General features: G+C 57.7%; 22 protein-coding genes and 1 riboswitch. Of the genes, 5 read left to right on the top strand and 17 right to left on the bottom strand.

What is annotated here, in order from left to right; translation table 11 throughout:
• Window positions 1–20: 20 nt before the first annotated feature.
• On the top strand, window positions 21–767 hold the full coding sequence (gene tatC, locus CVU69_07145; protein ID PKN12572.1) for a twin-arginine translocase subunit TatC: 747 nt from the start codon (window positions 21–23) through the stop codon (window positions 765–767).
• A 28-nt stretch (window positions 768–795) separates the two neighbouring features.
• Complete coding sequence (locus tag CVU69_07140) at window positions 796–987, top strand: hypothetical protein (protein PKN12546.1); 192 nt, start codon at window positions 796–798, stop codon at window positions 985–987.
• Between the two features lie 160 nt (window positions 988–1,147).
• Here the strand turns inward: CVU69_07140 and CVU69_07135 are convergent, their stop codons facing one another.
• Window positions 1,148–2,284, bottom strand: a complete 1,137-nt coding sequence (locus CVU69_07135) for a homoserine O-acetyltransferase (protein PKN12571.1) — start codon at window positions 2,282–2,284, stop codon at window positions 1,148–1,150.
• A gap of 80 nt (window positions 2,285–2,364) precedes the next feature.
• A riboswitch (SAM riboswitch) is annotated at window positions 2,365–2,473 on the bottom strand.
• A 133-nt stretch (window positions 2,474–2,606) separates the two neighbouring features.
• Between CVU69_07135 and CVU69_07130 the strand changes: the two genes are divergently transcribed.
• Window positions 2,607–3,059, top strand: a complete 453-nt coding sequence (locus CVU69_07130; protein PKN12545.1) for a universal stress protein — start codon at window positions 2,607–2,609, stop codon at window positions 3,057–3,059.
• Window positions 3,060–3,121: 62 nt separating this feature from the next.
• On the opposite strand, the gene CVU69_07125 is transcribed toward CVU69_07130, so the two are convergent.
• The 16 genes from CVU69_07125 to CVU69_07050 form a co-directional block, all read right to left on the bottom strand.
• Window positions 3,122–3,562, bottom strand: a complete 441-nt coding sequence (locus CVU69_07125) for a hypothetical protein (protein ID PKN12570.1) — start codon at window positions 3,560–3,562, stop codon at window positions 3,122–3,124.
• A 185-nt stretch (window positions 3,563–3,747) separates the two neighbouring features.
• Window positions 3,748–4,164 carry a hypothetical protein gene (locus tag CVU69_07120; GenBank protein ID PKN12569.1) on the bottom strand — a complete coding sequence of 139 codons (417 nt, stop codon included), beginning with the start codon at window positions 4,162–4,164 and terminating at the stop codon, window positions 3,748–3,750.
• A gap of 29 nt (window positions 4,165–4,193) precedes the next feature.
• The gene (locus tag CVU69_07115; GenBank protein ID PKN12544.1) at window positions 4,194–4,931 is read right to left on the bottom strand and encodes a 3-hydroxyacyl-ACP dehydratase; all 738 of its coding nucleotides are present in this window, start codon (window positions 4,929–4,931) and stop codon (window positions 4,194–4,196) included.
• 6 nt (window positions 4,932–4,937) lie between these two features.
• Window positions 4,938–6,233 (bottom strand): 3-hydroxyacyl-ACP dehydratase, encoded by a 1,296-nt coding sequence (locus tag CVU69_07110; protein PKN12543.1) that lies wholly within the window; start codon window positions 6,231–6,233, stop codon window positions 4,938–4,940.
• Window positions 6,234–6,345: 112 nt separating this feature from the next.
• Window positions 6,346–6,822: a hypothetical protein gene (locus CVU69_07105; GenBank protein ID PKN12542.1), complete on the bottom strand. Its 477-nt coding sequence runs from the start codon at window positions 6,820–6,822 to the stop codon at window positions 6,346–6,348.
• 57 nt (window positions 6,823–6,879) lie between these two features.
• Window positions 6,880–7,335: a hypothetical protein gene (locus CVU69_07100; protein PKN12541.1), complete on the bottom strand. Its 456-nt coding sequence runs from the start codon at window positions 7,333–7,335 to the stop codon at window positions 6,880–6,882.
• 62 nt (window positions 7,336–7,397) lie between these two features.
• A complete protein-coding gene (locus CVU69_07095; protein ID PKN12540.1) occupies window positions 7,398–7,901 on the bottom strand; it encodes a sulfurtransferase in 504 nt (167 codons plus the stop codon).
• Window positions 7,902–8,147: 246 nt separating this feature from the next.
• The gene (locus CVU69_07090; protein PKN12539.1) at window positions 8,148–10,520 is read right to left on the bottom strand and encodes a hypothetical protein; all 2,373 of its coding nucleotides are present in this window, start codon (window positions 10,518–10,520) and stop codon (window positions 8,148–8,150) included.
• Between the two features lie 201 nt (window positions 10,521–10,721).
• Complete coding sequence (locus CVU69_07085; protein ID PKN12538.1) at window positions 10,722–11,237, bottom strand: GNAT family N-acetyltransferase; 516 nt, start codon at window positions 11,235–11,237, stop codon at window positions 10,722–10,724.
• Between the two features lie 20 nt (window positions 11,238–11,257).
• Window positions 11,258–12,679, bottom strand: coding sequence for a ribonuclease HI (locus CVU69_07080; GenBank protein PKN12537.1), 1,422 nt, complete (start codon window positions 12,677–12,679; stop codon window positions 11,258–11,260).
• A 204-nt stretch (window positions 12,680–12,883) separates the two neighbouring features.
• Window positions 12,884–16,459: a pyruvate:ferredoxin (flavodoxin) oxidoreductase gene (gene nifJ / locus CVU69_07075; GenBank protein PKN12536.1), complete on the bottom strand. Its 3,576-nt coding sequence runs from the start codon at window positions 16,457–16,459 to the stop codon at window positions 12,884–12,886.
• A gap of 109 nt (window positions 16,460–16,568) precedes the next feature.
• Entirely contained in the window at window positions 16,569–18,821 is a 2,253-nt protein-coding gene (locus tag CVU69_07070) for an NADP-dependent malic enzyme (protein PKN12535.1), read from the bottom strand.
• An 18-nt stretch (window positions 18,822–18,839) separates the two neighbouring features.
• The gene (locus CVU69_07065) at window positions 18,840–19,016 is read right to left on the bottom strand and encodes a CopG family transcriptional regulator (GenBank protein ID PKN12534.1); all 177 of its coding nucleotides are present in this window, start codon (window positions 19,014–19,016) and stop codon (window positions 18,840–18,842) included.
• A 118-nt stretch (window positions 19,017–19,134) separates the two neighbouring features.
• On the bottom strand, window positions 19,135–20,007 hold the full coding sequence (locus CVU69_07060; GenBank protein PKN12533.1) for a succinate--CoA ligase subunit alpha: 873 nt from the start codon (window positions 20,005–20,007) through the stop codon (window positions 19,135–19,137).
• Window positions 20,004–21,185, bottom strand: a complete 1,182-nt coding sequence (locus tag CVU69_07055; protein ID PKN12532.1) for an ADP-forming succinate--CoA ligase subunit beta — start codon at window positions 21,183–21,185, stop codon at window positions 20,004–20,006. Before CVU69_07055 ends, CVU69_07060 begins: the two co-directional genes overlap by 4 nt.
• Before the next feature lie 174 nt (window positions 21,186–21,359).
• Window positions 21,360–21,923: a Cro/Cl family transcriptional regulator gene (locus CVU69_07050; GenBank protein PKN12531.1), complete on the bottom strand. Its 564-nt coding sequence runs from the start codon at window positions 21,921–21,923 to the stop codon at window positions 21,360–21,362.
• Between the two features lie 261 nt (window positions 21,924–22,184).
• Here CVU69_07050 and CVU69_07045 point away from each other — a divergent pair, with 261 nt between their 5' ends.
• Window positions 22,185–22,532, top strand: a complete 348-nt coding sequence (locus tag CVU69_07045) for a DUF4212 domain-containing protein (protein ID PKN12530.1) — start codon at window positions 22,185–22,187, stop codon at window positions 22,530–22,532.
• Window positions 22,522–24,201: a cation acetate symporter gene (locus CVU69_07040; protein PKN12529.1), complete on the top strand. Its 1,680-nt coding sequence runs from the start codon at window positions 22,522–22,524 to the stop codon at window positions 24,199–24,201. The genes CVU69_07045 and CVU69_07040 overlap by 11 nt, the downstream gene beginning before the upstream one ends.
• Window positions 24,202–24,219: the final 18 nt, after the last annotated feature.

Below are 24,219 nucleotides of genomic sequence, written 5' to 3'. Positions count from 1 at the left end.
TTGAGCAGCAGCTCCCTTTCATGGCCCACCTCTTCGAGCTGCGCCGCCGTCTGACCATTGCCGCCAGTAGTTGGCTGGTCGCCTTTGTTGTTTGCTACTACTTTTCTGAACCCCTTTACCTCTTTATCTCCAAGCCGCTCCGCGCTGTTCTGCCGGCCGGGAGCAAGATGGTCTTTCTCAGCCCGACGGAACCGCTATTTACCTACATGAAGATTGCTGCCGTTGCCGCGGTCCTCGTCGCTTTGCCGGTTATCCTGTGGCAGATCTGGGGTTTTATCGCCCCGGGGCTCTATAAAAATGAGAAACGCTTTGCTCTCCCCTTCGTGGCCTCCGCCTACTGCTCCTTCCTTGGCGGCGCCTACCTCGGTTTCACCTGGATCTTTCCTCTGGTCTTCAGTGTCCTGCTGTCAATGGGTCTTGCCGGTGGCGAAGTAACGGCGATGATCTCGATGGGGGAATACTTCTCCATCGCCTGGAAGCTCCTGCTCGCCTTTGGCGCCATCTTTGAAACCCCCATCGTTATCCTTATCTTTGCCCGTATGGGCGTGGTCGATGCCAAGTGGCTGTCGCAGAAGCGTAAATACTTTATTATTATCGCCTTTATTTTCGCCGGGATAGCCACCCCGGGCCCGGATGTTTTTTCGCAGACAGCTTTGGCTATCCCTTTTATCCTCCTGTTCGAAGTCGGGATTATTCTCGCCCGCTGCTTCGGCAAGAAGATGGCGGAGAAAATCCCGGTCGATGATGACGATGATGCAGCAACCTAACGTTCCTCACCATTAGCGGAGAACCGGTATGTCCAGGTCGGAGCCCCTTCTATCCCGTCAGGATGCCAATCCTCTCTGTAGCAAATGTGTGCGCCGCTGTCGCCAGCCGGCCACTGTCCTCCTCCTCGAATGTCCCCGTTTCCGCCCCTTCCCCTTCAAGATCCAGATCCGTCGCTATGAGCAACTCGACCTTTTCACCGAGGAAAACGAGCCTTCCTGATTTAAATCAAAACTATCGCGCTAAAACCTTACCACCCCTAACCCCTCCTACCAGAAGTAGGCGCTTTTAAGCGAAATAGGAGGGGGATTATAAGCTTTAAACTCCCCTCCTTTGTTAAGGAGGGGGCGGGGGTGGTGATTTTATTGCCGATTGCGAGTGTTCAGGTTTCAAGACGATCGAGAAAAGCGACGATATGGTGGGTGAACTTCTCCGGTTCAACGAGGAAGGAGTCATGACCGTAGTCGGAGTCGACGAGATGATACTCGACGTTCTTGCCGAGTTTCTGCAGAATGGTGACACACTCTTCGGTGTCGGCGGGGACGTAGAGCCAGTCGGAGGTAAAGGCGAACCACAGCGATGGACAGTCGAGCTGCGAGAAGGCTTCTTCTCGGCTGTCGAAGTTCCAGGCAACATCGTAAAGGTCAAGGGCTTTGGCGAGGTAGAGGAAGGAGTTGGTGTCGAAGCGCTCGACAAAATTCTTGCCGTTGTATTCAAGATAGCGCTCGATTTCGAACTGGCCGAAGAAGTCGAAAAGGCCATCGCGCAGCGAAAATTTGCGGTTGAATTTCATCCGCATCGAGACGTCGGAGAGGAAGGAGATATGGCCGACCGCCCGCGCCAGCGCCAAACCATCCGCAGGTGGGTGCTCGGGCTTGTAGTTCCCCTTCTTCCACATCGGATCGCTGAAGATCGCCTGCCGCGCCAGCGCGTTGAGGGCGATCGCCATCGGCGAGGTCCGCCCCGTCCCGGCAATCGGCACGATCGACTGCACCATCTGCGGATAATGGATCCCCCATTCGATTGCCTGCATCGCCCCCATGCTGCCGCCGATGACGCAGCGCAGGGTCGGGATGGCGAGACAGTCGAGCAGCAGCTTTTGCGCCCGCACCATATCGCGCACCATCAGCACCGGGAAGGTGAGATTGTAGGGTTTGCCGGTGCGGGGATTAATACTGGTCGGCCCGGTCGAACCTTTGCAGGAACCGATGACGTTGGAACAGATGACGAAATAACGATCGGTGTCGAGAACTTTTCCCGGTCCGATCATATCATCCCACCACCCCCCCTTGCGGTCCTCGGCGCGGTGCTTGCCGGCGGCGTGCGCGTCGCCGGTCCAGGCGTGGCAGACGAGAATGGTATTCGAGCGCGCCGGGTTGAGGGTGCCGTAGGTTTCGTAGGCCAGGCGCAGGGAACCGAGGAGACGACCGCTTTCAAGCTGCAGTTCGCCGTCAAAATCGGCAAATTCTGTGGTAACAATCCCGATCGCTTCGCTCACCCGTGGACCCCGTTCTTTCATCAGCGCCAAGTAAAAAGCCCCTTCTCCGGGGATGAGAAGGGGCCAAAGATAACGTTTGAGAGCGGTATCGTCCGGCTCCGTCCTCATTTTCCCCTGCAAGCAGGGAAGGAATTAGCACCTGACGTCCGCACAATGGACCGGTTGCTGTGGTTTCGTCGGGCCTTGTCCCTCCACCACTCTGAATAAAGACGATGCTGTCTTAAATTGTGTCGATAAATTTAATGGAATCGACCGGTAATGTCAAACAGTTTGATCCCTGTCGTTGACAGCCGCCACTTCATCGGCTAGATTGCGAATATTCTTAAGAAGAAAGGATCAGACGATGCTCAGTGTCGGCAAGAAGATTCTCGTACCGATCGACGGTTCTCCCCAGTCCGACAAAGCGGCGGAAGAAGCTGTGCGTCTGGCCCTGTCCGGTGACTCCACTTTCAAAAGCACCCTGCACGCTATCCTGGTGTTGCCGGGGATGCGCGCCCCCTCTTTTACCGATTTCTTCCCGTCCCTGCCGGCGACAGAACGCCCGGATTGGGAAGAGAATCGCAAACGGATCTTTTATGTTGTCGAGAAGGCGGCGGTGGAGACCTCTGTGCCGATCATCAGTCAGGTGGTTTACGGTGATGCCGCCGAAGAGATCCTTGCCTACGCTGATCAGGAAGAGATCGACGTCATCGTCATCGGTTCCTCCGGCGCCGGCCGGGTCAAGCGCACTCTTCTCGGCAGTGTCTCTACCAAGGTCGCCCTCCATGCCAGGCAGTCGGTTTATATCGTGCGGTGAGGTTGGTGAGGGGAAGAAGAATGATAGAGGACCGGGCAATATTCCCGGCCCTCTGTTTATTGTTAGCGTAGTCCCAGACGAGTCAGCAGGACCCCCAGGTAGCGGTTGACCGGGTTGCTGCGGGCAAGTATCGAGAGAGGCGGTCGGTTGCGTTTCCCCAGACGTTCCAACTGTTGCCGCAATTCCGGACATTCGCCCTTCGCCAACCCCTCACGCCAAATCTGCAACGCTTTGGTCTTATCTCCCTTGTTCAGATGAACTCTCCCCAGATTGAGGAAATGCATCGGATTGTCCGGCTCCACCGCCAGCGAGGCCTGACAAAGTTCCAGCCCTTTACGGTGCTGCCCGCGCTGTCTGGCGATGCAATAGCCAAGATAAGAATACCATTCCGGAGTGTCCCGCAACCGCAGCGCCTTCTCAATAAAGGCGAGTGCCGACTGGGTGTCCTCGGCTGCCAGGGCCGCCCGCGCCTGGGCAAACTCTTTTTCCGCACTCTTTTCCATACGATCCTGTTCCATCGATCCTCCCGTTTACAGGGCGCTCGCATCGGTTCTCTGTTTCCCGAACGGTCGGCAAATTAATTCAAGACGCGACTATACACAGTTTATCGTCAAAAACAAATATTGCGAGCAGGGAAGAGCGCCCAGGGGTTTGTCGTGGACAGGTCAAAAAGTTTCCATTGCCTTCTCTACCGCCCGGTGATGTACATCTCCGGGTGAGGCCATCCTTCCATCCCCTTTTCGAGGATAAAGAGCCGGTTTTCTTCGATACCTTTCTCTTTTAGATAATCATAGGTACTTTTTGCGCCGCCACCACCGCGCGGGCAGACAATAACCACGTCGTCCGTGCTGGCGTTGATCTGCGCCAGAGTCGTATTCAGGCGTTGCCGTTCCTCATCACTCTTGACCGGATAGGCGTTGGTTTCCAGGGCGCCTTTGAAGTGATGTTTGGCAAATCCGTTGGGGACCTGGATGTCGACGATAACGGTACTTTTTCCCTGCTCCTGCCACTCCTTGAACGTCTCCGTACCCACATACTGGTAATCGGCGGCAGCCGCCGCCGCGGCGACCACCAGCATCAACAGAACAGCGATAATCCTTTTCAACATAAATAATTCCTCCTCGACAATGAAGTCTATTGTTTGTGGAGCGCGGCACCAAGGGCGCCGATGATGGTCGGAGTTTGCGGCACAAGCACCGCCACACCGAGTTTTCGGGCCAGCGCCTGCACGATAAAGGGGTTATTGGCAACTCCGCCGGTAAAAATGATCTGATCGCCATGCCCGAGCCGTTGGAGCATTGCCGCCAGGCGGTCGACAACGGCAAGATGAATGGCCCGGGCGATGTCTTGAACAGGGACTCCCCGGTTTTTCAGCGAGATGACCTCACTTTCGGCAAAGACCGCGCACATGCTGTTGATCGGTACGTCCTGATCCGATTGGCCTGCGGCCGCACCAAATTCATCGAGGCGAAAGCCGAGGGTTGTTGCCATCATCTCCAGAAAGCGGCCGGTGCCAGCGGCACACTTGTCGTTCATCTGAAAGGTGGCGACCCGTCCCTGCTGTGTCAGAGCAATAACCTTGGAATCCTGCCCCCCCACATCGAGGATGGTTCGACACTCCGGAAAGTAGTGACGCGCACCCAAGGCATGGGCCTTTATTTCGGTGATGACTTCGTCGGCGAAGTGTTTGTGCGCCAGGTGCCGGCCGTAGCCGGTGGCGATAATGCGGGACGGGGTGAAGCGGGCGATCAGTTCGCACGATTGGGCATGCGGTTCAAAACCACTCTCTGCCACGGTATGATCGAGCAGCACCCCGTCCTTGACCACAACAACCTTGATGGTCCGTGACCCAAGGTCGATTCCGAGCTGCATAACTTGTTACCCCTGAATCTGTTCGATGAAGGCCTCGACCCGGGTCTGGAGTTGCCCCACATCCTCGGGGGAGTAATCCGACTCAATGGCCAGAAAGGGAATCCCCTCCTTTTCGCAGATCTGGCGCAGCTTCACCGCCTCGATATTATAGGTATGGCAGAACTGCAGGCAGTAATCGATAATCCCCTGTGCTCCGGACTCCCGGTATTCCTTGACCACCTGGGTCATCCGTTCATCGTTGGGGGTGAAGCAGGAGCAGTCGATCTGCATATAGCGGTCGGTGAGGTGCTCCAGTTGTTGTTCGACCGTTGTCGACGACTCATCGATCAGATCCTTGTAGTAGCGGGTGCCGATACAGCTCTCTTCGTTGACAACAATGGCGCCGGACTTCTCGATGATGTTGTGCAGCTTCCAGTTGGGGAGCGCCATGGGGGTGCCGGAAACCATGATGCGCGGGGTCGCAGCCGGGGCGACGGCCACACCACTGCTGATCCGCTTCTCCAGTTCGTCACACAGTTCGTTGACCTTCCCGGCGAAGCGGCCCGGTTCATCGTAAAAGGCGATCTGCTCGATCAGGAGCATGTCCAGACCGCTGATCGGGGCAGGATTGTGATGGCGGAGATTGTTGAGTCGCTGCAGGGCGCGGCGTTTGGCGTTGATCAGCTTGATGGCGCCGGCAATCTCGTCAAGGCCGGTTGCGTTGCCGGTAACCTTCTCGACCGCAGTCTTGAAGTCCTTGACCTCCTCCAGCCAGAGAACTCTGTCGCGTGGCCCTTTTTTCTGGGGAATCTCCATGACGTGGGTCGGCACATAATCGTTCAGAAGTTCCCATGTCTTCTTTTTGGCATCGCAGGTGGTCTCGCCGTAAACGAAATCGACGACTTGAAAATAGGGGCAGATGCGGCCGACCTTGAAGCCAAAGGCTGACTTGACCATCGGGCAGATATTGCGCGGAAGAATCTTCTCCGCGTCAGCAATGGAGCCCTGGGCGCCGCCGCACAGGCCGACGCAGACCCCGCCGGCCGCAACCACCAGTTCTTCCGGCACATAGACGCAGAAGGTGCCGATAACCGGCTTCCCCGCATCCTTGGCCGCCATCAGTTCATCGATACGACCGGTATGGATATTGACCATGCAGTCATTGAAGTAGGTCATCCCGTCAGGGCGGTTTTTCTGGCTCAAAAAAATACTGGTGTACGCCTGGGTCAACATCGACGGCATGTTTTTGAACCGTTCGACATCCATGTTCAGCCGGGCCCAGAGTTCCGGGTCCGATTTTACCGCAAATTGTTCTGTCTCCATTTGTCTCTCCTTGATCGGTTGGTTTGCCGTTATTTGTTTGGAAGTTTCCTGCCCAAGGTGAGAGCCAGCCGGCACGGGGCTTTGCCGCGCAAAATAAGCGGCGATGAACACCCTACCTGCTGCACAACCCCCGGAAGATGATCCGCAATTCCTTTTGTGAGAGCTCTTCGTGGTCATCCTCTGTCATTCTGTCCTCCGGAAAATCATCGTCGGCAGCAACGTTTGTGGCGGTTTCCGGCGCGGAGGGAACAATTGCCATCATTCCCTCCATCGCAAATGACGCCCCCCGGTTCCTTTCGAGCCAGCGGTCACAGTCGTCGTGGGTGCCGGCATGGAGGAGGAGTATCTTCTGCCCCTGCTTGATGCAGATCAGCCGATAACGCCGGCCAATACAGAATTTTCGGCAGCCCTCGATCCGCGCCTCTCCGTTTTTGGTCTTCCAGCGCTGTTCTAGACGGGACGAATTGTCCCGGGAAATATCCCGAATGAACTGTTCCGCCTTCTCGACGGCTATGACTGCTTCACCACCCCCTTGCCGCAACTCGTCAAGACAGCGATCGAAGCGATCAGTCCGATGGATGACTATCATTTTTCGCTCCTTTGATCATGAGCGGTAGGTGGTCGGCGGTAAGTGTCAGTATAAACCTCAGTCAATGCTTTCAAGGGTCAGGCCAAAGATGGTTGCGTTGCCATCAACCAGAAATTTGAGCGTATAGCCGTTTGCTTTGTATTTGAAGGGAGGGACATCTTCACGGAAACCGGCCTGCAGGATCTTCTCCTTGCCTTCTTGATAAGGTATTCCTGGCGTTATGCCAAAAAGGCTGGTGCTGGCATTTCGTGTGGTGATTTTTCGTATGGTTTTGTCAAAGCCGTAGCCAATGCTGACGTCCAGGGCATCAAAGCTCCGCTCGTAGCCTTTGAGGCAGGGCTCCTCAGTTGCGGCAACGCCATGGATCTGTCGATAGTCAACATCGCTAAAAAGCTCAACACCAAAGACATTTAATTGCCCGTTCAATTTGTTAACTACGCCCTGCTTGCCCAGGCATCCCGTTAAAAAAAGGCTCAAAAGAAGAATGCTCAGGAGTGATTTTTGAAATCTCATTGGCCCACAATTAAACGGGCCAGCCGCAGTGGCCGGCCCGTTTATCCGGTAAAATGACGCGATTATTTTGTCAGGGGCAGGCCGGCTTCCTGCCAGGCGGTTGTTCCGCCGGGATAGCGGTAGACATTCTTGAAGCCGTTTTCAACAAGGACTTTAGCGCCAAGATGGCTTCTTCTGCAGGCAACAAAGCCGCAATAGATAACGATCGGCTTTTCTTTGTCGACTCCGGCCACTTTCAGCAGGTTCTCCTTGTCGGACGGGGTCAGGTCTTTTTCCGACTTCGGCATGACACCGTTGATGGCGCCGGGGAGGGTGCCAATCTGCTTGTCATCATCAGCTGTAAGGGCGCTGATGATGGTTATTTCCTTGCCCTCAGCAAGCCATTTTTTTAATTCGTCGGTGCTGACAATGTTATAGCCCCCGTCTTTCACGTCAGTCACAAATTTCACTGCCGCCTTTTCAATGGGGATTTCCAACCCTTTGGACGAGGTTCCCGGGACTGCCGCACAACCGGCAAAGGCAAGGGACATGATGGCCGTAACCGTGAGCACAACGAATGATTTCATTTTCTTCCTCCTGTTGAGTTAATTGCGGGCGATGGTAGTAAAAGAAAAGATTAATGTCAAATGAGTAATTTCGATAGTTTTAATGATTTCGATCGTTTTTTTAAATATCTGATTAGAACTTCTTTGTGTTTCCTCTTCTTTCTCCAGAAAAGAAAAAGCCGTCCGGGAAATCTTCCCGGACGGCTTTTTATCAATCGCTAACCTACTGAAAACAGCTTGTTCCTCCACTGTCTCCCGCTTTTTGGCTCAGGCCTTGAAGGCGCCGACCTCTTCTTCGAGCGCGGCGGTCTGTTTCGTCAGAATCTCCACGACCTGATCGAGTTCGGTGGTGCGTGCCGCCGTGGCAACGGAGATCTCTCGTACGCTGGAGAAGGTTTCCACCATCTGACTGGTGCGCTGTGTCTGTTCGCGGGTCGCTTCGTCAATCCGCTCGATCATCGAGCGAATCCGCTCCATACTCAGACTGATCTGACGGCTCCCCTTGGTCTGTTCGCCGGTCGACAGTTTCCCTTGCGCCGCGACCTCCTTCATTGACTCGGAAGCACGGGCAACCTGACGAATTCCTTCGCTCTGCTGCTTGATTGCCGCAGCGATCTGTTCGAGCATCGAAGAGACCTGGTTGATCGAGTTGGTGATCTGGCGGCTGCCGCGGGACTGTTCCTGGGTGGCGCGAACAATGCCGGAGACCTGCTCCCGCGCCATCATGGTGCTGGTGCGAATCTTGTCGAGGGCATCACCGGCGCTCTTGGAGCGCTCGACTTCAAGGTGGACGCGCTCGCTTCCGGCGGCCATCGCCCGGACCGCATCACGGGTGCCATCCTGGAGATTGGTGATGATCGCGCCGATTTCACGGGTCGAGACCGCGGTGCGCTCAGCCAGTTCGCGGATCTCGTTGGCGACCACCGCAAAGCCCTTGCCGTGCTCGCCAGCCTGGGCGGCGATGATCGCGGCATTGAGGGAGAGGAGGCTGGTCTGGTCGGCGACTTCGTCGATGACGGTGAGGATCTTGCCGATGGCGCTGGACTTGTTGCCAAGATCCTGGATGACCAGGCTCGCCTTGTCGACCGATTCGCGGATAGCGATAATCCCCTGAATCGTTTCGTCGACCGCTTCCTTCCCTTTCTGGGCATCGACCGTCGCTTCTTCGGAGAGACGACTGGTCTTCCCGGCGTTCTCTTCGATCTCTTTGATCGAAGCATCGAGCTCGGTGATCGCGGAAGCGGTCACGTCTGTCGAGGAAGCGAGGATTTCGACATTCTCGGCGATCTGCTGGCTGGAGACCGACATCTCGCTGATCGAACTGGAGACGTCCTCGACAGTGGAAAAGAGCCTCTCCATCTGACTGGCGATCTCCTCGATGGTCGCGCCGAGTTCGAGGGTCGCCGAAGAACTCTCCTCGGCAGCTTCAACCAGCGAACCGGTACTCTCGGCGATCCCCGAAATCGAGTCTTCGATCGCCAGAACGGCGTGGTATGATTCCTCCAGCGACTGCGATTGCTGCACGGCTCCGGCATTGACCTCGCAAGAAGCGTGACGCAGCCGTTCGGTCGCTTCGGTCAGGTCGGTTGAGGCATCGCGCGTGCGCCGCACCATTTCACGTAAGCGTCCCACGAATTTATTGAAGTTTTCTGCCAGTTCACCGATTTCGTCCTGGGATTGAACTGGAATCACCCGTGTCAAATCCCCGTCCCCGGCGGCAATCTCCCTGAAATTATCCACCATCTGGTTGAGGGGCCGGGTCATTTTGGCGACGAGGACCAGCCCGATAGCAACTGCGATGACGCCGACGCCGAGCGTCAGCCACAACAGGAGTTTGCGCGTGGCGGCACTGGCGGCGAGAAGTTCCGACTGGTCAAAGGCGATGATCATCCCGCTGCCGGAGTGCTGGATCGCTTTGAAGTAGGCAATATAACTGATCCCTTCGAGCTCTATTTCCAGGGTCTTTCCCTGACGGAGTTCTCCGAGATCAAAGTTGCTGAGGTCCGGATGGGTCGTGGCGATGATCTCGTCTTCATGCACAAAGGCAATCTGAGCACCGCTCCCTGACTTGACAATGTTGGCGAAGCGCTCATTGAAGCGACTGATACCGACCACGTGGCCGATGATGCTGTCAGCGGAACGAACCGGATAAGCGGTGACGATCGAAAGCTGGCCGTCGAAAAGATCAACCTCATAGTAAGGGTCGTCATCCAGACTCGAACGAATGACCGGATGTTCCTTCCCGGAACGCATGAGGGGGGGCTCGTCTCTGGTGGCAATCGACAGCTGATCGCCGGCCGGAGTCAGCAATTCAAGGGTGTCGAAACGATAGTCGTGACGCAACGTTTCCAGTCTGGCGGTGAGTGCTGCCATCTCTCCCCCGGAAGCGACCGCAGCGAGGTCGTTCACCAACCCGGCATTCTGGGCGATTGATCGGAGATAGTTGAACTTTTCTGATTGGGTGTAGGTGGTGTTACGCTCGACGAAATTGCTGATATCAGTTTTGCGCATCTGCATCGATTTCTCGATTTGATTCTGGCTGAGCCGGGAGATGACAAACATCGTTAAGATGAGTGGGATCAGGGACAAACAGAGAAGAGGCAGAAGGATCTTGGTCCGGATTCGGATGTGGCTAAACATCGGGGGCCTCCTGGGGGGTAAGAGCGGCTAATTATAATCCCTCAATACGTCACTTTGTCAATCTTTAAAATAACTGGAAAAATAATTAGATAACTGCGGTTCCCCGGGAAAAGACCGCGTATTCCTGTGGGGATGAATGCAGCCACTGAAACAAAAAGAGGACAGGTCCGTAAGGAGGCGGATGCCCGGGGAGTGACAGTTTTAACGCCGCTTCTTCCCCTTGGGGCGTGCCGGTTTCCCCACGGTCATGAACTCCGCTTCATAGCCGACCGTGAAGGGCGTGGCGGCGCCATTGCGCAGGCTCAGGAAGTGGGCATTGTTCTTGTCAAAGGGGCAGATCGGTTGCGTACAGGGCTCAAAACCAAATTTTTTGTAATAACCGGGTTCGCCGAGGACAAAGAGGGGCTGGCTGCTGATCTCCTCCTGCCGCAGAGCAAAGCGGAGGAGTTCGCTGCCCACTCCCTGCTGTTGAAATTCGGGGGTGACCGCCATTGGCGCCAAGTGCAGGCCGCAGGCGTTCTTGCCGTGATAGGCGGGGGTAAAGGCAATGTAGGCGATGATCTTGTTGCGGTGCACCGAAACCCACTCATGCACGGTCTTGCCGTTTTTGTGGAGATTCTCCATCAAACTCGCTTCGTATTCGCTCTCGGGAAAGGCGAGGCGCAGCAGCGCGTAGACCCGGGGGCGGTTCTCTGCGGTTAATCTCTGGATTTTCATCGTTCGTATCCTTGTCGTGGTTAGCAGAGCTGAAGCTGGCCGTCCGCATCAGTAGGGAATTCCGAGTCGAGCCGGATTGCCACTGGCGCATGATAGACCGGAGCGGGCGGCAAAGGAACAATTTCCTCGCGCGCGCCGGCTGCTGTTTCCTGGATCCCCGCTTCCGCCGCCCGCTTCGCCAGCTTGTCGCAGCGCTCATTAAAGGGGTGGCCGGCATGGCCGCGTACCCATTCCCAGTGGACCTGATGCCTGGCAGCGAGGGCCGCCAGTTGCTGCCAAAGATCCTGATTGGCGAGGGCGTCGGGAGTCTCGAGGCGGCCGCTGCGCACCCAGCCCGCCAGCCATTCGCTCATCCCCCGCACCAGATACTGCGAATCGCTGTAAAGCCGCACCCGCTTGCGACCGTTCAGCGCTTCGAGGCCGCGGATCGCCGCGATCAACTCCATGCGCTGCGAGGTGGTACTCGGCTCGAAGCCGCTCAGCTCCTTCTCTGCGTCGCCGAAGCGCAGGATCGCTCCGTAGCCCCCTGGCCCGGAATCCCGCCCCGAGCCGTCACTGTAGATCTCGACGATCCCGGCTGGCGGCGGGGTGAAGGCGAGTTCGAGAGCGCTGAATTCCAGCTCGCGCAGGAGGGCGATGAGCTCGGGGAGGTACGGCGTCTGCCGTGTCAACCCGGTCAGGGGGATCTCCAGCGGGACGTCATAACGGACCGTGGCGAGGAGTTTCGAAAGCCGTGCCTGCTCTTCGTAGGCTGACAAAGCCTCGCGACGCTTCTTGCTGCCGACCAGGCTCTTCCACTTGAGGACCTCTTCCAGGGAACCGAAGCGCTGCACCAGACCGATGGCGGTCTTCTCGCCGATGCCGGGGACGCCGGGGATATTGTCGGAGGTGTCGCCGGCCAGGCCGAGGACATCTGCGACCAGTTCGGGGGGAACGCCGAAACGGTCGCGGACCTCCGGCAATCCGGAACGCTTCCCCTTCATGGTGTCGAGAAGGCTGATCCGGTCGCTGACAATCTGCAGGAGATCCTTGTCGCCGGTGACGATCGTGACATCGATCCCATCGGCGGCATAGGTGCGGGCGAGGGTGGCAATGACGTCATCGGCCTCAAAGCCGGGCGCTTCCAGGGTCGGGATGTTGAGGGCCGCGAGAATTTGGCGGATGTAAGGGAGCTGGGGGATGAGATCCGCCGGGACGGCGTCACGCTGCGCCTTGTAGGCAGGATAAAGGGCGCGGCGGAAAGTCTCCTCGCGCGGGCCATCAAGGACGACGGCGAGATAATCGGGGCGATGCTCCTGGAGGAGATCAAGGAGCAGCTTGGTGAAGCCGAGGATCGCATTGGTCGGCATGCCGCCGCTGGTGGCGAGCTCACGGATACCAAAATAGGCGCGGTAGATGTAACTGGAGCCATCGAGTAGATAGAGTTGGGGTGACGATTTCAACAGGTTCTCCTGAGAGGTTATTTTGTGGGGTAGAATTGCACATCTGAAAGATTCCGTAAAAAGAAAACGCCCGACGCGGTTGAAAACACCGGGTCGGGCATCTTTTTGCTCAGGACTTTTTATGGTTATGGTAGGGGCGGGTCTCGTGCCCGCCCGGTTCACGATCGAAAGCGGGCACCCACAAGGGGTGCCCCTACCTGCAATCTACTTTTCGTACTTCAGCGCCGCCAGCTTCTGGTAGTACTCGAAGCGGTTGGTCGTCCAGGCGCTCGCCTTCTTCATCAGCTCGGCGGCCACCTCGGGGTTCATCTTTTTCAGTACTTTGTAGCGATTCTCGCCGTAAGCAAAGTCCTCGAAGGAGGTGGTCGGTGCCTTGCTGTCGAGCTGCAGGGGGTTCTTCCCTTCGGCAGCGAGGGTCGGGTTGTAGCGGTACAGGGGCCAGTAGCCGGAGGAGACAACCTTCTTCTGCTCGTCGACGGCGGTGGTCATGTTGATGCCGTGGGCGATGCAGTGGGCGTAGGCGATAATGATCGAGGGGCCGTCATAAGCTTCGGCTTCAATAAAGGCCTTGACCACCTGGCCGGGGTTGGAAAGGGAGACGTTGGCAACATAGACGTAGCCGTAGGACATCGCCATCATCCCGAGGTCCTTCTTGGCCATGATCTTGCCACCGGCGGCGAACTGGGCGACAGCACCGATCGGCGTTGACTTCGAGGCCTGGCCGCCGGTGTTGGAGTAGACCTCGGTGTCGAGGACGAGGATGTTGACGTTCTTGCCTGAAGCGATGACATGGTCGAGGCCGCCGTAGCCGATGTCATAAGCCCAGCCGTCGCCGCCGACACACCACACCGACTTCTTGACCAGGTAATCGGTGAGGGGGAGGAGTTGAACCGCTGCCGGTTCGTTGCAGCCTTTGAGAGCGGCTTTCAAGGTGGCGACGCGCTGGCGCTGTGCTTCGATGCCACATTGGTCGGACTGATCCGCATCAAGAATCTCCTGCATCACCGGCAAGATGGCGGCGCAGGAAGGGCAGGCACAACTGTTGACCAGTCCAGTAAGGAGCTCGCGGGCCGATTCGGTGAACTTGTCGACCGCCAGGCGCATGCCGAAACCGAATTCGGCGTTGTCCTCGAAGAGGGAGTTCGACCACGCTGGTCCGCGGCCGTCGGCGCGTTGTGCCCAGGGGGTGGTCGGCAGGTTGCCGCCGTAGATCGAGGTGCAGCCGGTGGCGTTGGCGACGAGCATGCGGTCGCCGAAGAGCTGGGAAAGGAGCTTGAGGTAGGGCGTTTCACCGCAGCCGGCACAGGCGCCGGAGAATTCAAAGATCGGCCGCACCAGCTGGCTGCCACGCAGGGTGTCGAGTTTGACCGCGGTCGGATCGACGTCGGGGAGCCCGAGGAAGAAGTCAAAGTTGGCTGCTTCCGTGGCCCGCAGCGGCTGCTGGAACTGCATGTTGATCGCTTTGTGGCTCGGATCATCCTTGCTCTTGGCCGGACAGTTATGGACGCAGGCGCCGCAACCGGTGCAGTCTTCGGGCGCGACCTGCAGGGTGTACTTCAGTCCTTTGAATTCCGGGAGCTTGCAGTCCGTCGACTTGAAGGTGGCCGGAGCGTCTTTGAGTAGACTGCCGTCGTAGGCCTTCATGCGGATGGTAGCATGCGGGCAGACAAAGGAGCAGATCGCGCACTGGATACACAGGGTTTCGTCCCAGACCGGGATATCGACGGCAATGTTACGCTTTTCGTACTGCGAGGTCGCGGTGGGGAAGGTGCCGTCGATCGGCATCTTCGAGACCGGCAGGTCGTCGCCGAAGCCGGCGATAATCTTGCCGGTGACCTCCTGGACGAACTGCGGGGCATTTTTGGCGACGGCCGGCGGCATGGTGATAACGCTCATCGCCGTGGTCGGCACCACAACTTCGTAGATATTCTTCAACGCTTCGTCGACAGCGGCGTTGTTCATCGCCACGACTTTGTCGCCAGCCTTGCCGTAACTCTTTTTGATCGCGTCCTTGATCTCGCTGATCGCCTGCTTCAGGGGGATTATCCCGGAGATCTTGAAGAAAGCGGTCTGCATGATGACGTTGATGCGGGCGCCGAGTCCCAACTCTTCACCGAGCTTGATAGCGTCGATGACGTAGAACTTGAGCTTCTTGGCGATGATCTGCTGCTGCACTTCGATCGGCATCTTGTCCCAGACTTCATCCGCGGTAAAGGGAGAACAAAGGAGGAAGGTACCGCCCTGTTTGGCTTTGCTGACCATGTCGTACTTCTCCAAAAAAGTGAAGTTGTGACAGGCGATGAAGTCGGCGTTGTCGATGAGGTAGGGGGCATTGATGGCATTCTTGCCGAAGCGCAGGTGCGAGGTGGTGATGGTGCCGGCCTTCTTGGAGTCGTAGACAAAGTAGGCCTGGGCATTGTTGTCGGTGGTTTCGCCGATGATCTTGATGGTGTTCTTGTTGGCGCCGACCGTGCCGTCGGAACCGAGGCCGTAGAACATCGCTTCGTAGGTTCCGGCCATCGCGGTACGGAAGGAAGGATCGAAGTCGAGACTGGAATTCATGACATCATCGTTGATGCCGACAACAAAGTTCTTCTTCGGCTGCACGGTCTTGAGGTTGTCGAAGACCGCTTTGGCCATAGCCGGAGTGAACTCCTTGGAGCCGAGGCCGTAGCGGCCGCCGACGATGATCGGATATCCATCGATCTTGCAAGTGCCGTCCGACATGGCTTCGCCGATAGCAGTGCGCACATCCATGTACAACGGTTCGCCGAGGGCACCGGGCTCTTTGGTGCGGTCGAGGACGGCGATGCTCTTGACGGTCTTGGGCAGGGCCTTGATAAAGGCGGCCAGCGGGAAGGGGCGGTAAAGGTGAATCTTGACGACGCCGACCTTCTCCCCCTTGGCGATGAGGCTGTGGACGGTCTCCTGCACGGTGTCGGCGCCGGAGCCCATGACCACAACGATGCGTTCGGCATCGACATCACCGACGTAGTCGACGAGGCCATAGCTGCGGCCGGTGAGTTTGGCAAACTTCGCCATCTCTTCCGCAACAATGTCGACACAGGCCGGATAGAACTGGTTGACGGTCTCACGCCCCTGGAAGTAGACATCTGGATTCTGGGCGGTGCCGCGCATCACCGGGCGGTCCGGGGAAAGGCCGCGCGCCCGGTGGGCGTTGACCAATTGGTCATCGATCATCGCCCGCATGTCGGCAAAGGTCAGTTCCTCGACCTTCTGGACTTCGTGCGAGGTGCGGAAGCCGTCGAAGAAGTGCAGGAAGGGGATGCGGCTGCGCAGCGTCGCGGCCTGGGCAATCAGGGCGAAGTCCATGACTTCCTGGACGTTGTTGGAGCAGAGCATTGCCCAGCCGGTGGAACGGCAGGACATGACGTCGGAGTGGTCGCCGAAGATGGAGAGGGCCTGGGTGGCCAGGGCGCGGGCCGAGACATGGAAGACCGTTGAGGTGAGTTCACCGGCGATCTTGTACATGTTGGGGATCATCAACAACAGACCTTGGCTGGCGGTAAAGGTGGTGGTCAGGGCGCCGGCCTGCAGAGCGCCATGCACGGTGCCGGCGGCGCCGCCTTCGGATTGGAGTTCAGAGACCAGGGGGATCGTCCCCCAGATGTTCTTCTCACCGGCGGCGCTCTTGATATCGGAGATCTCCCCCATTACGGACGACGGGGTGATCGGGTAGATGGCGATGACTTCGTTGGTGGCATGTGCCACATGGGCGGCGGCGGTGTTGCCGTCGATCGTTACCATGTTTCTGTTCACTATGAGGCTCCTGTCCGAATATTTGGTAGGGGCGGTTCATGAACCGCCCGATTTTGGATCGGTCAAACGCAAGGGCGGTTCGTGAACCGCCCCTACAGTTTTATCCGCTTTAAAGATTCTGCACATCAACGACGGCAATCGCTGCCATCTTGACGATGTCCTCGACGCTGTCGCCGCGCTGCAGGACATGCACCGGTTTGTTCATGCCCATCAGGATCGGTCCGACCGCTTCAGCGCCGCCGAGGTGATGGAGGAGCTTGTAGCAGATGTTCCCGGAGTTGAGGTCGGGGAAGATCAGCACGTTGGCGGTCTGCTTGAGCTTGGAGAAGGTGAAGTCGCTGAGGAGCTCCTGGACGACAGCGGTGTCGGCCTGCATCTCCCCTTCAATGATCAGCTCCGGCGCCTGCGCTTTGACGATCTCCACCGCCCGTTTGATCTTCTTGGTCTGGACGTGATCGACGGAACCAAAGTTGGAGAAGGAGAGCATGGCAACGCGCGGCTCGATATCGAGCATGCGGACTTTGGCCGCCGCCAGGATCGCCGTCTCTGCCAGCTCTTCCGCGGTCGGGTCGATGGTGACGGTGGTGTCGGCGAGGAAATAGGCTCCCCCCTTCTCGAAGACCATCATGTAGAGGCCGTGGACGCTGGAGAGCCCTTCCTTCTTGCGAATGACCTCCAGTGCCGGCCTGATCGTCTCCGGGTAGTGGGTGTCGATGCCGCCGAGGAGGGAGTCGGCATCACCCATGCGCACCATCATCGAAGCAAAATGAACCCGCGATTTGCGGCGGAGGATGCGCTGACATTCGGAGATGGTCAATCCCTTGCGCTGGCGCAGGGCATAGAGTTCCTCTGCATAGCCGTCGGTCAAATCCGAAGTCGCCGGATCGATGATCGGGATGTTGAGGTCGATGTTGAGCTCGGCCAATTTTGAGCGGATGATTTGCGCATTGCCGATGAGGATCGGATGGGCAATCCCTTCCTCGATCAGGGTCTGGGCGGCGCGGAGGATCTTTTCGTTATCCCCTTCCGGGAAGACGATCTTGCGGGGGTCGCTCTTAGCCTTGTTGATGATCATGCGCATGATCTCTTTTGACCGGCCCTGGGTCGATTCGAGATGCTCGATATATTTGGCCATATCGGCAATCGGCTGGCGGGCGACACCGGTCTCCATCGCCGCTTGGGCAATCGCCGGAGCAACATGCAGGAGGACGCGGGGATCGAAAGGTTTGGGGATGATGTAGTTGGGACCGAAGGAGAATTTCTGGTTACCGTAGGCCTTGCAGACCGAGTCGGGACACTCCTCGCGGGCGAGTCTGGCGAGGGCGTGGACGGCAGCCAGCTTCATCTCTTCATTGATGCAGGTGGCACGCACGTCGAGGGCGCCGCGGAAGATGAAGGGAAAGCCGAGGACGTTATTGACCTGATTGGGGTAGTCAGAGCGGCCGGTAGCGATCATCACGTCAGGGCGGACCGCTTGAGCATCTTCCGGGGTAATCTCCGGGTCGGGGTTGGCCATGGCGAAGATGATCGGATTCGGCGCGAGGCTGGCGACCATCTCCTGGGTGAAGGCCCCTTTGGCAGAGAGGCCGAAGAGGACATCGGCGCCGTTAGCCGCTTCTTCCAGGGTGCGGAAATGGGTCTCGGCGGCAAAGAGTTCCTTGTAGGGGTTCATCCCTTCGACCCGCCCTTTGTAGATGACCCCTTTGGTATCGCACATAATCATGTTGTTCGGCTGGACACCAAGGGCGATGGCGAGCTTGGCGCAGGAGTTGGCCGAGGCGCCGGCGCCGTTGACGACGATGCGGATATCCTCGATCTTCTTGCCGACGAGGAAGAGGGCATTGAGCAGCGCTGCCGAGGAGATGATGGCGGTGCCGTGCTGGTCATCGTGGAAGACCGGGATGTTCATGGTCTTCTTGAGTTCCTCCTCGATGTAGAAGCACTCGGGAGCCTTGATGTCTTCGAGGTTGATGCCGCCGAAGGTCGGTTCCAGGAGCTGGCAGGCCTTGATGATTTCGTCCGGATCTTCGGTCTTGAGTTCGATATCGAAGACATCGATGTCGGCAAAACGTTTGAAGAGGATCCCTTTCCCCTCCATGACCGGCTTGCTCGCCAGCGCCCCGAGATTGCCGAGGCCGAGAACGGCGGTGCCGTTGGAGACGACCGCCACCAGGTTCCCCTTGGCGGTGTAGAGATAAGCATCATCCGGATTTTTCTCGATCGCCAGGCAGGGCTCGGCAACGCCGGGGGAATAGGCGAGGGAGAGGTCTTCCGCGGTCTGGCACGGTTTGGTCGAGGTAACCTGAATCTTTCCTTTGCGCCCCATGGAGTGATATTCGAGGGCTCCTAATTTATTGCTCATAATCTTTCCTTCGCTCTTTTAGCTGTTGGGGTAGCTGGTTTCGGGCGGGGCGATGGCGTGCAAAGCTTCGCGCAGCAAATCGGAAATACTCTTGTTGCTGCTGCGCGACTTCATCTCCAGACGCTGCAGTTCGTCACCGCTGATCCGGGTGGAGATGATGTGGTCCTTGCGGGGTTTTTTCTTCTCTTTTTTCATCGGAAACGATCTCACGGCATGAACAAATATCATGAATCGTAGGGGCGGTTCACGAACCGCCCTGGTCTCTGGGCAATTCATGAATTGCCCCTACAGCAATCAATAAATGCCATACATTTTAAGGCTTGTAGATCTTCAAAAGTGCCTGCGCCATCTCGGCCGGGCTGTCAGCGACACTGATGCCGCATTCGCGGAGAATCGCCACCTTCTCGGTGGCCGTCCCTTTGCCGCCGGAAATGATGGCGCCGGCATGCCCCATGCGCTTGCCGGGGGGGGCGGTCACGCCGGCGATGTAGGCGGCGACCGGTTTGGTCATGTGTTCGCGAACAAAGTAGGCCCCCTCTTCTTCCGAGGTGCCACCGATCTCGCCGATCATAATCACTGCTTCGGTCTCGGGATCGGCTTCGAAGAGGCGCAACACATCGAGATGGTTGGTGCCGTTGACCGGATCACCGCCGATGCCGACGCAGGTCGATTGACCGAGCCCCAGGCAGGTGAGCTGCCAGACCGCTTCGTAGGTGAGGGTGCCGGAACGGGAGACGACCCCGACCTTGCCGGGTTTGTGGATGTATCCGGGCATGATGCCGATCTTGCACTGGCCGGGGGTAATGACACCGGGGCAGTTGGGGCCGACGAGGCGACTCTTCTTCCCCTTCATGTAGTGCTTGACCTTGACCATATCGAGGACCGGAATCCCCTCGGTGATGCAGCAGATCAGATCGATCCCGGCATCGACCGCTTCCATGATTGAATCCGCCGCAAAAGGGGGCGGAACATAGATGACACTGGCGGTGGCGCCGGTCTGTTCCATCGCTTCCTTGACCGTATCGTAGACCGGAAAACCGTCGATGGAGCTGCCTCCCTTGCCGGGGGTGACGCCGCCGACCATCTGCGTGCCGTAGTCTCTGGCGCCCTGGGCATGAAAGAGGCCGGTGGCGCCGGTGATCCCCTGGGTGATAACTTTGGTGTTTCTATCGATCAGAATACTCATTGGATACTCCCTTCGGCGGCCGCAACCGCCGCTACGATCTTCTTCGCAGCATCGGCCATGCCGTCGGCGGCGACGATATTCAGCCCGCTCTCGGCCAGCATCTTTTTGCCGATCTCGACATTGGTCCCCTCAAGCCGGACGACGAGGGGGACCTGAAGCGAAACGATCTTGGCGGCTTCGATGACGCCGGTGGCGATAATGTCGCACTTCATGATGCCGCCGAAGATGTTGACGAGGATCCCTTTGACGTTGCTGTCGGAAAGGATGATCTTGAAAGCCTCGGTGACGCGTTCGATGGTCGCTCCCCCCCCGACGTCGAGGAAGTTGGCAGGATCGCCGCCGTAATGTTTGATGATGTCCATGGTCGCCATCGCCAGGCCGGCGCCGTTGACCAAGCAGCCGATATTGCCGGTGAGGGAGATGTAGGAAAGGTCGTGTTGCGACGCTTCGATCTCGTTGGGATCTTCTTCGTCGTAATCGCGCATGTCGCCGATCTGGAGGTGGCGGAAGATGGCGTTGTCGTCAAAGCCGAATTTGGCGTCGAGCGCGAGGAGGTTCCTTTCGGCGGTGATCACCAGCGGGTTGATCTCCAGCATCGAACAGTCGCAGCCGATAAAGGTGTTGTAGAGCCCTTGCAGGACCGTGACGGCTTTATTGACGAGCTTGCCGGTGAGACCGAGATTGAAGGCGATCTTGCGGCACTGAAAGCCGGTGAGGCCGACCAGCGGGTCGATCGCTTCGCTGAAGATCTTCTCCGGCGTTTTGGCGGCGACCTCTTCAATATCCATCCCCCCTTCGGTCGAAGCCATGACCGTCACCTTGGAGGTGGCGCGATCGACCAGTAAGCTGACGTAGAGTTCGCTGGCGATATTGCAGCCGTTCTCGACGAGGACACGGGTGACGACCTTCCCTTCCGGACCGGTCTGGTGGGTGCGCAGGGTCATGCCGAGCATGGCGCGGGCGGTATCGCGGACTTCATCGGCGCTGCGGGCGAGTTTGACGCCCCCCCCTTTGCCGCGGCCGCCGGCATGGATCTGGGCCTTGACCACCCACGGCCCTTCACCAAGGCGCTTGGCCCATTCGCGGGCGCTGGCGCCATTGTAACAGACGTGACCGTCCGGGACCGGGACGCCAAATTTACGCAGAATTGCTTTGGCCTGGTACTCATGAATGTTCATTTACAGCTCCTTGGGTAAAGGTTGATGCTGATATCTGGTCATGGATGTGTGGCCAGTCGGGGTTGTTATCGGCACGAAAATCGATCACCCCCAGCCCCTCCTTAACAAAGGAGGCGCGCTTAAAGCTTATAGTCCCCCTCCTTTGTTAAGGAGGGGTTAGGGGTGGTAAGGGGTCTAGCGCATGACCACGGCCATGACTTTCACTTCTTCGCCATCCCTGGAAAGGAGCCGGTGCTTGAGTTTGGCATCGAAATAAACGCCATCCCCTTCATTCAAAACGAGGCACTGCTCGTCAAGGAGGAGTTCGGCCGTCCCCTGCATGATAAACAGGAACTCCTCGCCGTCATGGCTGTAGGTGCTGGTATCCATGACCTTTTCGTTGAGGGTGAGGATAAAGGGCTCCATCTTCTTGTTGTATTTGCGCCGGGACAGAGATTCATAAAAGTAGCCGTGATTGGTGCCGTCCTGCGCCACCACCCGGGGGATGATCGTCCGCTCGTTGCGGCGGACGAGATCGAAACGGCATTCCTCTTCGTTTTCACTGAAAAAAATCCCGATCTTGACGCCAAAATAATCAGCGAGTCGGGAGAGGGTGGCGATTGGCGGGGAGATGTTGTTATTTTCAATCTGTGAGATCAGGGCCGTGGAGAAGCCGGTTTCATTGGCGACAGCCTGAAGGGTTAACTTCTTCGCCCGGCGTAACTCTTTGATTTTGGCGCCGATATTGTAATCAACCATGCGGGAGGTTCCTTTTGACTTGACGAACGGGCCAGGTGGCGAGGTGATTTTTATTTACCAATGATAAATACAATTTATTTAAAATAAATGTCAATGATATATTTATTTTTGGTAAATGTTATTTATCTAAAATGAAATATGGTAATTTATACCCGTTCAGGAGAAGATTATAGTTAATGCGTCGGAACATCGTCTTGATTTTGCACCTCCCCTCCCTTAAGATGCCCACACTTTTCCATCATTTTTCTAAAGGCTGTTGTCATGTCCGAACGGGTCACAATCAATCTGTTTCGTCCCGAAGGGGAGCGATTGCGCCAAGAGGTTGCCATCATCCGCATCGTCCTTCTCCTCTGGGCCCTGATCGCCTTTGGCCTCCCTCTCATCATCTGGCTCTGCGGCCTCGGCGATCCGCAGGGCTTCGGTGCTTCCTGGCTGACCCGAACGCGAATTTTCGGGGGCTTCCCGCTGCATTACTGGCTGGTTGCTCAGGGGGGGACGATCGCCTTTGTCCTCCTTTGCAAGCTTTATACGGAGCTGCTGGCGCGGGCCCTGCGCAAGATCGCACCGCCATGGCATGCAAATTCCGGGCAAGGAGGGGATGATGTTTAAGCTCCTAACCGCCAGCGTCCTGCTGCTGCCGACCACCCTCTTTGCCGCCGTCGGTCCGGAAGACTTCAGTGTCAGCTACAGCTTCAAGTTGATCCCGGCTCTGATTGTTCTCGGCACTTTTGTCCTTTATCTCCTCATCGGCCTGCTGAGCCGGGCCACCTCCCCCTCTGACTACTGGGTGGCCGGGCGGGGAATCGGCCCGATCGGCAATGGCGCGGCGATTGCTTCTGACTGGATGTCGGCGGCGTCCTTCATGGGGGTGGCCGGTCTCCTTTATCTGCGCGGCTGGTTCGGCCTCGGTTATATCCTCGGCTGGACCGGCGGCTATGTCCTTCTCCTCTGTCTCTTCGCCGCCCCGCTGCGTCGCTTCGGTAAGTTCACCATTGCCGAATTTCTCGGTGATCGTTACGACTCACACGGTGTCCGACTGGTCACGGCCACTGTCACGATTATTATCGCTGTCACCTACGCCGTGGCGCAGTTCAAGGGGATGGGACTGGTCTGCGGCTGGGTCTTCGGCATCGAGTACAAGCACAGTGTCTTCTTTGCCGCCGGCATTACCCTGGTCTACCTCCTCTTCTCGGGGATGACCGGCGTCACCCGCAACCAGCAGCTACAGTACGTCATCCTGATCACCGCTTTTGCTGTCCCCTTGTGGTTCCTGATCCGCAACGCCGGTGGCAGCGGCCTCTTTCCTCCCCTTGAATACGGTTCGATCCTTTCCGGGCTGATGGAGGGGAAGGTCAGCCCGACCGCCGGCGGCCAGCTCCTCGGCGAAGAGCTGGAAGGGTTGCGTCGTCTCTTCCTCCCATGGGGGAGCGGCGGTGATATCTATTCCTTTCTTGCCCTGGTCTTTACCCTGATGGTCGGCACTGCCGGGTTGCCGCATATTCTTGTCCGTTTCTATACCGTCCAGAATGAAAGTGTCGCCCGTTCGTCGGTCGTTTGGGGCCTTCTCTTTATCGGCCTCCTTTACTGGGCATCGCCGGTCTATGCGGTGATCGGTCGCTACTGGAATCCCCTCGGCGGCCAGGCGGTGGCGGATATGATCATCCTTTCCGCCCCGGAACAGGCGCAACTCGGCCCGATCTTCCTCGGTTATCTCGCCGCCGGTGCCCTGGCCGCAGGGATTTCGACGGTAGCGGCCCTGCTCATGGCGGCGGCTTCGGCGGTGGCCCACGATTGGTACAGTACCGTCCTCCACCCCGGCTGTTCGGAGAAGGAACAGTTGATTATCGGCCGGGTCTTTACCGTCGTCGTCTGTATTTTCGTTGTCGTCGTCGCCCTTAATCCGCCGGCGCTGATTGCCCAGATTGTCGCCATGGCCTTTGCTGTTGCCGGTGCGACGATCTTCCCGGCTCTGGTTCTGGCGATCTGGGACAGCGGCTCCAACCGTTATGGAGCCTTGGCCGGCATGATCTGGGGGCTGAGCATGACTTTGGTCGCTATGGTTGGCTGGATGGCCCGCATCCCCCTCTTTGCCGAAGGGGGGCTGCTCAGTGCCACCTCGTCCGCGTTAGTCATTACCCCGCTGGCGCTGCTCATCAATATTGTCGTGTCGCGCTTGACCAGTGATAAGGTGAGCGAGGCCTGTCTCGATCACAGTGACAGCATCCTGCGTCGTCTGCATCGTCTGCCGGAACGGGTCAGTGCTGCCAGGATCGATTGAATCTACTTCCGCCAAAGG

Source organism: Deltaproteobacteria bacterium HGW-Deltaproteobacteria-4, from assembly GCA_002841765.1.
Taxonomy (GTDB): Bacteria; Desulfobacterota; Desulfuromonadia; order Desulfuromonadales; family UBA2197; genus UBA2197.
Note: the sequence above shows the minus strand (reverse complement) of the source record. Positions and strands in the feature narration are given on the sequence as shown.

What these genes read in the sequence shown, in the direction of transcription:
- tatC (PKN12572.1), top strand. Translation starts at nt 21, where the DNA reads ATGGCCCACCTCTTCGAGCTGCGCCGCCGTCTGACCATTGCCGCCAGT.
- CVU69_07140 (PKN12546.1), top strand. Translation starts at nt 796, where the DNA reads ATGTCCAGGTCGGAGCCCCTTCTATCCCGTCAGGATGCCAATCCTCTC.
- CVU69_07135 (PKN12571.1), bottom strand. Translation starts at nt 2,284, where the DNA reads ATGAAAGAACGGGGTCCACGGGTGAGCGAAGCGATCGGGATTGTTACC.
- CVU69_07130 (PKN12545.1), top strand. Translation starts at nt 2,607, where the DNA reads ATGCTCAGTGTCGGCAAGAAGATTCTCGTACCGATCGACGGTTCTCCC.
- CVU69_07125 (PKN12570.1), bottom strand. Translation starts at nt 3,562, where the DNA reads ATGGAAAAGAGTGCGGAAAAAGAGTTTGCCCAGGCGCGGGCGGCCCTG.
- CVU69_07115 (PKN12544.1), bottom strand. Translation starts at nt 4,931, where the DNA reads ATGCAGCTCGGAATCGACCTTGGGTCACGGACCATCAAGGTTGTTGTG.
- CVU69_07110 (PKN12543.1), bottom strand. Translation starts at nt 6,233, where the DNA reads ATGGAGACAGAACAATTTGCGGTAAAATCGGACCCGGAACTCTGGGCC.
- CVU69_07105 (PKN12542.1), bottom strand. Translation starts at nt 6,822, where the DNA reads ATGATAGTCATCCATCGGACTGATCGCTTCGATCGCTGTCTTGACGAG.
- CVU69_07100 (PKN12541.1), bottom strand. Translation starts at nt 7,335, where the DNA reads ATGAGATTTCAAAAATCACTCCTGAGCATTCTTCTTTTGAGCCTTTTT.
- CVU69_07095 (PKN12540.1), bottom strand. Translation starts at nt 7,901, where the DNA reads ATGAAATCATTCGTTGTGCTCACGGTTACGGCCATCATGTCCCTTGCC.
- CVU69_07090 (PKN12539.1), bottom strand. Translation starts at nt 10,520, where the DNA reads ATGTTTAGCCACATCCGAATCCGGACCAAGATCCTTCTGCCTCTTCTC.
- CVU69_07085 (PKN12538.1), bottom strand. Translation starts at nt 11,237, where the DNA reads ATGAAAATCCAGAGATTAACCGCAGAGAACCGCCCCCGGGTCTACGCG.
- CVU69_07070 (PKN12535.1), bottom strand. Translation starts at nt 18,821, where the DNA reads ATGAGCAATAAATTAGGAGCCCTCGAATATCACTCCATGGGGCGCAAA.
- CVU69_07065 (PKN12534.1), bottom strand. Translation starts at nt 19,016, where the DNA reads ATGAAAAAAGAGAAGAAAAAACCCCGCAAGGACCACATCATCTCCACC.
- CVU69_07060 (PKN12533.1), bottom strand. Translation starts at nt 20,007, where the DNA reads ATGAGTATTCTGATCGATAGAAACACCAAAGTTATCACCCAGGGGATC.
- CVU69_07055 (PKN12532.1), bottom strand. Translation starts at nt 21,185, where the DNA reads ATGAACATTCATGAGTACCAGGCCAAAGCAATTCTGCGTAAATTTGGC.
- CVU69_07050 (PKN12531.1), bottom strand. Translation starts at nt 21,923, where the DNA reads ATGGTTGATTACAATATCGGCGCCAAAATCAAAGAGTTACGCCGGGCG.
- CVU69_07045 (PKN12530.1), top strand. Translation starts at nt 22,185, where the DNA reads ATGTCCGAACGGGTCACAATCAATCTGTTTCGTCCCGAAGGGGAGCGA.
- CVU69_07040 (PKN12529.1), top strand. Translation starts at nt 22,522, where the DNA reads ATGATGTTTAAGCTCCTAACCGCCAGCGTCCTGCTGCTGCCGACCACC.